The sequence below is a fragment of the Clostridium sp. genome (genome assembly GCF_016650095.1).
Classification (GTDB): domain Bacteria; phylum Bacillota; class Clostridia; order Clostridiales; family Clostridiaceae; genus Clostridium_AD.
The window spans coordinates 1-6,551 of sequence record NZ_JAENWL010000206.1 but is presented as its reverse complement, the minus strand read 5'-3'; the positions used below and the strand labels follow the sequence as shown (position 1 = coordinate 6,551).

At 30.9% G+C, this 6,551-nt stretch carries 6 protein-coding genes; 4 read left to right on the top strand and 2 right to left on the bottom strand.

What is annotated here, in order from left to right:
* Positions 1-188 precede the first annotated feature (188 nt).
* Positions 189-1,784 (top strand): peptide chain release factor 3, encoded by a 1,596-nt coding sequence (locus tag JJE11_RS12160; protein ID WP_291635969.1) that lies wholly within the window; start codon positions 189-191, stop codon positions 1,782-1,784.
* Positions 1,785-1,882: 98 nt separating this feature from the next.
* Here the strand turns inward: JJE11_RS12160 and JJE11_RS12155 are convergent, their stop codons facing one another.
* Positions 1,883-2,038 carry a hypothetical protein gene (locus JJE11_RS12155; protein ID WP_291635968.1) on the bottom strand — a complete coding sequence of 52 codons (156 nt, stop codon included), beginning with the start codon at positions 2,036-2,038 and terminating at the stop codon, positions 1,883-1,885.
* A gap of 329 nt (positions 2,039-2,367) precedes the next feature.
* Here JJE11_RS12155 and JJE11_RS12150 point away from each other — a divergent pair, with 329 nt between their 5' ends.
* Positions 2,368-2,910: an ECF transporter S component gene (locus JJE11_RS12150; RefSeq protein ID WP_291635966.1), complete on the top strand. Its 543-nt coding sequence runs from the start codon at positions 2,368-2,370 to the stop codon at positions 2,908-2,910.
* Between the two features lie 67 nt (positions 2,911-2,977).
* Here the strand turns inward: JJE11_RS12150 and JJE11_RS12145 are convergent, their stop codons facing one another.
* Complete coding sequence (locus JJE11_RS12145; protein ID WP_291635964.1) at positions 2,978-4,075, bottom strand: endospore germination permease; 1,098 nt, start codon at positions 4,073-4,075, stop codon at positions 2,978-2,980.
* 130 nt (positions 4,076-4,205) lie between these two features.
* On the opposite strand from JJE11_RS12145, the gene JJE11_RS12140 reads away from it, so the two are divergent.
* Positions 4,206-5,630, top strand: coding sequence for a spore germination protein (locus JJE11_RS12140; protein WP_291635962.1), 1,425 nt, complete (start codon positions 4,206-4,208; stop codon positions 5,628-5,630).
* On the top strand, positions 5,617-6,551 hold a 935-nt coding region (locus JJE11_RS12135), incomplete at its 3' end, for a Ger(x)C family spore germination protein (RefSeq protein WP_291635960.1). The genes JJE11_RS12140 and JJE11_RS12135, both read left to right, overlap by 14 nt.

The following is a 6,551-nucleotide window of genomic DNA, read 5'->3' as shown; positions in this document are numbered from 1 at the left end:
TACTTACAGATACTATTATACGGTTTACAGTACAAGCTTAGTTGACAGAAATGCTCATAAAAGCTAAAATTGATAGGTATGAAGAAATGATACGTGAAATTTTAGAATCACTAGAAGTAAAGAGAGTGATTGTAGGAATATATATTTATAGTACATATTAAAATACTTAAAAAAGGAGAAAGATAACCTTGGTAGATTACATAAAAGAGATTCAAAAGAGAAGAACATTTGCTATAATTTCCCATCCGGATGCTGGTAAAACAACGCTTACAGAAAAGTTATTATTATATGGGGGCGCAATAAGGCTCGCAGGTTCAGTCAAAGCTAGAAAAGCTTCTAAACATGCAGTTTCTGACTGGATGGAAATAGAAAAACAAAGAGGTATATCTGTTACGTCTTCAGTTATGCAATTTAGTTATAATGATTTTTGTATAAATATACTTGACACACCAGGTCACCAAGACTTTAGTGAAGATACTTATAGAACCCTTATGGCAGCAGATAGTGCAGTAATGATTATTGATGGTGCAAAAGGGGTTGAGGCACAAACAAGAAAACTATTCCATGTATGTAGTATTAGGGAAATACCTATTTTTACTTTCATTAACAAGATGGATAGAGAAACCAGAGATATATTTGAACTTATGGATGAGATCGAAAATGAATTTGGAATTAAATCTTATCCAATGAATTGGCCTATAGGTTGTGGGGTAGATTTTAAAGGCGTTTACGATAGGCGTACAAAGGAAATCATTGTTTTTGATGATGGAAAGCATGGTCAAATAGAAGCTAAAGAGACAAAAATTAGCGTTAATGATGAAAAGGCAATTGAACTTATTGGCGAAGGACTATATGAAAAGCTTATGGAAGATATGGAGCTTTTAGATGTGGCAGGAGATGATTTTGATTTAGCAAAAGTAGCAAATGGAGAGCTTACTCCAGTATTTTTTGGAAGCGCTTCAACTAATTTTGGAGTTGAACCATTTTTAGATAACTTTTTAAGATTAACGTCTGCACCATTACCAAGAAATTCAAGCATAGGAAAAATCGATGCTTTTAGTAAAGATTTTTCTGCTTTTGTATTTAAGATTCAAGCTAATATGAATAAAGCTCACAGGGATAGAATTGCTTTTATGAGAATTTGTTCTGGAGAGTTTGAAAAAGGAATGGATGTTTATCATGTGCAGGGTGGTAATAAAATAAAATTGGCGCAACCCCAACAATTTTTAGCTCAAGAGAGAGAGATAGTGGAGACTGCATATGCAGGAGATATTATTGGAGTTTTTGATCCAGGTATCTTTAGCATAGGAGATACTATATGCTCATCTTCTAACAAATTCCAGTTTGAAGGGATACCAACTTTTGCACCAGAACATTTTGCAAGGGTGAGAACTGTTGATACTATGAAGAGAAAGCAATTTATAAAGGGAGTAACTCAAATAGCTCAAGAAGGTGCAATTCAAGTATTTAAGGAACTTCACATAGGGATTGAACAAATTGTAGTTGGAGTTGTAGGAGTACTTCAGTTTGAAGTATTAGAATTCAGACTTCAAAATGAATATAATGTGGATATTAAAATTGACAGATTAGCATTTAAATATATAAGATGGATTGAGAATAGTAACATAGATAAAGAAAAACTTAACTTGACGAGTGATGCTAGAATAGTCAAGGATCTTAAGGACAGAGACCTATTACTATTCCAAAATGAGTGGGGTATTAGTTGGGCACTAGAACATAATAAAGGGCTGATTTTATCAGACGTAAGTAAAAATAGCGATTAGCATACTGACTTGTTATTTTTGAATGTACCTAACATAAAAACGTAGAAAAATCTCTTGAAATAATTTCAAGAGATTTTTCTACGTTTTTAGTATGTTTTTTACATATTTCTTCTTTTGCTAGAGCGAACATCAGCTACAAATACAATTGCAGCAAATAATAGTAGAATATTAATTAAACTTCCACCTATGCTCAGGAGTACGACTATTAAACCGAATAACACTATGAACCCGACTAGCCAACGTAAAAAAGGCATATTGCTACCTCCATTTATTAAAATATCAATTTAATAGAAATTTAAAAATCTACTAAGGTATCGTAATCTAAATTAGTAGATTTACATACTAACGCAGACTAATATACAAATGTAGATCACACTACTAAAGTGGATTATATGATTAATAACTAAAGTAGTAAATGCTATATATAGTATGTATTACTTTCACGATGTATATGCAAAATATATATGGAATTATTTTATAAAAAAAGTGTATGCATACATTTGAAAAATAATTAATATCGTATATAATAGTATTAGAGCAACGTTGTAGGACATATTAAAAATTAAATTGCAGGGGGAAAAATATGGAAAGTAGAATAACATCAATTAAAACTATTGACATAGTGCAAATAAGTTTAATGGCGGCTATTACGTTTATAGCTACTTCAGTTATACATATACCCACTTTTATGGGCGTACTTCATCTAGGAGATAGTATGATTTTTCTATCTGCGATACTATTTGGAAGAAAAAAATCAGCCATATCTTCTGCTGTTGGTATGTGTTTATTTGATTTATTAAGTGGATACACCATGTGGGCACCTTTTACTTTAGTTATTAAAGGTGTAATGGGCTATATTGCTGGAACCATTGCCTATAGAAAAGGTTACAATGGAGATAATGCTTCAAATAATATATTTGCCTTTGTTGTAGCAGGTGTTTGGATGATTGTTGCATATTATTTAGGCGGAGCGATTATACTAACGTTTATATCTAAAGAATTTGCAATTAAACAAGCATTAATTATTTCTTTAAAGGACATACCTACTAACATCCTTCAAGTAGTAGGAGGGATAGTTTTAGCACTACCGCTAATTACAGCTTTAAAAAGAAAAATTAATTTTTAAGCTCTTATTTTGAAATGTTAAGTAAATACTATATGATGTATAAAATGAGAGCTTGAGAGCTCTCATTTTATATTTTATTGACCTGGCTATTTCGAGTCTTTTTTCTAGTTTTAATATAAAATATACTGAAGATTATTGTTGGTATTATCATGAAGGACACTACAGAGAAATAGACGTAAATATTTAAAAATTTATATAATAATAATACTTTGGCAGAAATGAAATAGGAAATTATGAATACAAATAAAGTAATAATGTATATCGTGTATTTATTATAGAAAGAAAGACTTTTTAATAGAATTAGTGTCGCAGTTAGTGCTAATACAAATTTTATAAACCATCCACCTACTAGTTGAAGCATTACAAAAAACTCGCCAAATTCTAAAAACTGGAAATAACTAACTAACTGAGTTTGTATAAGTTTTGGATAGTTAATCTTCAAGGCTCTAACTACGCCGAAGGTACTTATAATACCAATCGCTGAAAAAATCTCCATTTGTATTACAATTAGTATTGCGATTATGCAATGATTTGTAATTTTTGATTTATTAACTACTTTAGATAAAAATGGAATGCAAATAGCTATACTACCATAGCATCCCAGCGCTTTTATTATAGATAAAATAAAAGAAGGAGTGACGCCATTCGCCATTATAGGAAGTAAGTAGCTAAGTTTTTTATACTTAGCTGTAAGAATTGCTAGGTTTGTACCTGCTACCATAATAAGGCATATACCGATAATAGTAACTATAGTTATTGCCCTAGTGCCCCTTTTTGTAATATAAACCGCAGGAATTATTAAAAATAAAAGGAAAAACCAAGGAGGAGTATCTGAAAGCATATTTACATGTAAGGAATTTGCTTCTACTGAAGAACTTTCTATTAAGGTGATAATTAAAGTTATGATAAATAGTATCAAAAATATATCTCCCATTTTTTTGCCTAAAGCTCTATGGTATATTTCACTAATATTATAGCAGTTTCTTTTCTTACAAACAAAAAGTATATAAATAAAATAAAGCAACAAAATAATAGAGGCAATAATAACGGAAATCCACGAGTCCCTGCCACCATTTACAATGAATACATTGGGATAAGTCTTCATTGCTACAATAGAAGTTCCCCAAATTATGAATATTAAATGTTTTGTATTTAGTTTATCCATGTTGCCATTCTGCCTCCTCTTTCTTGTGATTCGGTGCTACCTAATAATTAAATTTTATTTATATTAGTATTATTTCCCAATTGAAGAATATTAAACTCTAATATTACAAATAATAAATTGGGTGATCAAAATGGAAAAGGAAAAGGAAAAAATAAGCATAGATTATATTAAAGAAAAATTAAAAAATAGCTACGATGTGAAATATCGAGAGATAGATTGCGCATTAGGAGTAATATTCAGTGTATTTATTGATGATATGTGTGATTCAAAATTTATTAGTGAATATATATTTAAGCCTCTAATGGAAAATAAGACTATGACTGTAGATTTAGAGTACATAAAAAAGGATGTATTATCAGCTAATGTCATTGGAGATATTAATAGTAATGATGAGGCTATCTCACATATTTTGGCTGGGGACTTGGTACTTATATTTACTTTTGCAAATAAAGCAATTTATTGTGAGGCAAAAGGGTATGTTAGGCGGGGTGTTGGTATTCCACCTACAGAAAATGTTATTAAGGGTCCAAGAGAAGGATTTACAGAAGCGTTTGTAGATAATGTAGCGCTTTTACGACGGAAAATAAAGAATTCAAATTTAAAGTTTGAAACCATGATTTTAGGCGCTCAGTCTAACACAGTAGTTGTCCTATGTTATATAGAAGGTGTGGCGCCAAGGAAACTTGTGGATTATATAAGAAAAAAGGTGTCTAAAATAAAATTAGAGTTTATATTAGATGCGAATTATATTGAGACAAATTTAAAAAATAAGAACTCAGCCTTTGACACAATAGGTACCACCGAAAAACCAGATGTGGCGGCATCTAAGCTTTTAGAAGGAAGAATAGCAATAATTGTAGATGGAACTCCTTTTGTTATCACCGCACCATATTTTTTCCTGGATAATTTTCAAGCTCCTGATGATTATTATTCTAATAGATATTTTGCAAATTTATCTAGAATTATGAGAGTGCTTAGCTTTTTTTCAGCTAGCTTATTGTCAGGATTATATGTGGCTATTGCTTGTTTTCATTTTTCGCTTATTCCTACGGTATTTGCTGTAAAGTTTACTATTTCCAGGGCAGGGGTACCACTCCCTACAGTTATAGAGTTATTATTAATGACTTTTTTCTTTCAACTACTTAGGGAGGCAGGGATAAGATTACCACAGTCCATAGGTCAGTCAATGAGCATTGTTGGAGCTTTAATCTTAGGTGACGCTGCAGTGGGAGTAGGACTCGCATCTCAAAGCACTGTAGTAATTGTGGCACTTTCGTCTATTTCTTCATTTTTGGCACCTAAGCTTTATGGGGCTTTAGCCATATGGAATATAATTATTATTTTGTTTTCTTCAGTTCTAGGACTTCCAGGTTTTTATATTTGTTTTTTTATTTTTATCTCGCATTTGGCTAGTCTTGAGAGTTGTGGATATTCATATTTGTTTCCTTTAGGTACACTAGAAACATTTAAATTTAAGGATTTATTATATAGAAAAGATCTAAGTGAGATATCTAATAGTATTTTTGATAAGGATGATTATAATGAAAAAGTATAAAAAGATATTAGTTATAAGCTGCATAATAATGAATTGTTTTACTATGTCATCATGTTTTAGTTATAGGGATGTTAATCATGTTTTATTTGTTACGGCCCTGATAATAGATGTAGATAGCGACGGTGGTCCTTTAATATATGTTGAATCTTTTAAGGGAGCAAGAGGAACAACACCTGAAGGAGCTGATGAAAGGATCATATTTAAAGCAAAAGGAAAAACAATGTTTGAAGCTGTTAGAGATTTGAATACTTCTTCTAGTTATAAATTAAATTATACTCAGAATAAGGCTATAATATTTACTCAAAAGGCAGCAGAATTCGGTATTGGGGATTTTATAGATTTTTTAGATCGTGATCAAGAATTGCTTATAAGACCGTATATTACAGTATTTATAGGGGACCCAGAAAAGCTTATTCAGTTAAAAATTCTCCAACAAAAGTATATTGGATTCTTTATAACGCAGCTTGTAGAAAACATCGATGCTTCATCAAGAGCTGTAAAACTAAGTTTAAATGAATTTTATAATCAAAGGAATATGGGCGATAAAGCCAGCGTAATCTCCATAATTGATATCCCAGAAGATAGTTTATCTACGAGATTAGAAGTAAATGGTGGAGCGGTTATAAAAGATGATAAAATGGTTAGCATGTTAGGAAGAGAAGAGGGGCAAGGGTTTAATTTCTTAATGAACACTATGGTAGGTGGTACTTTAGAAATAACGAATCCGTGCGATATTAATAAATTTATAACTTTAGAAATTAAAAAATCTAAAACTAAGACTGAAATTAGTTATTATGATAATGCTGTTCATTTAAAAAAGAAAATTAAAGTTAAGGTGGATTTTGGAGAAGCGCAAAAGAGTATAATATTCACAAAAGGAAATATTACAAAAATCCAAGAGCAGTCAGAAGAAAATATTGT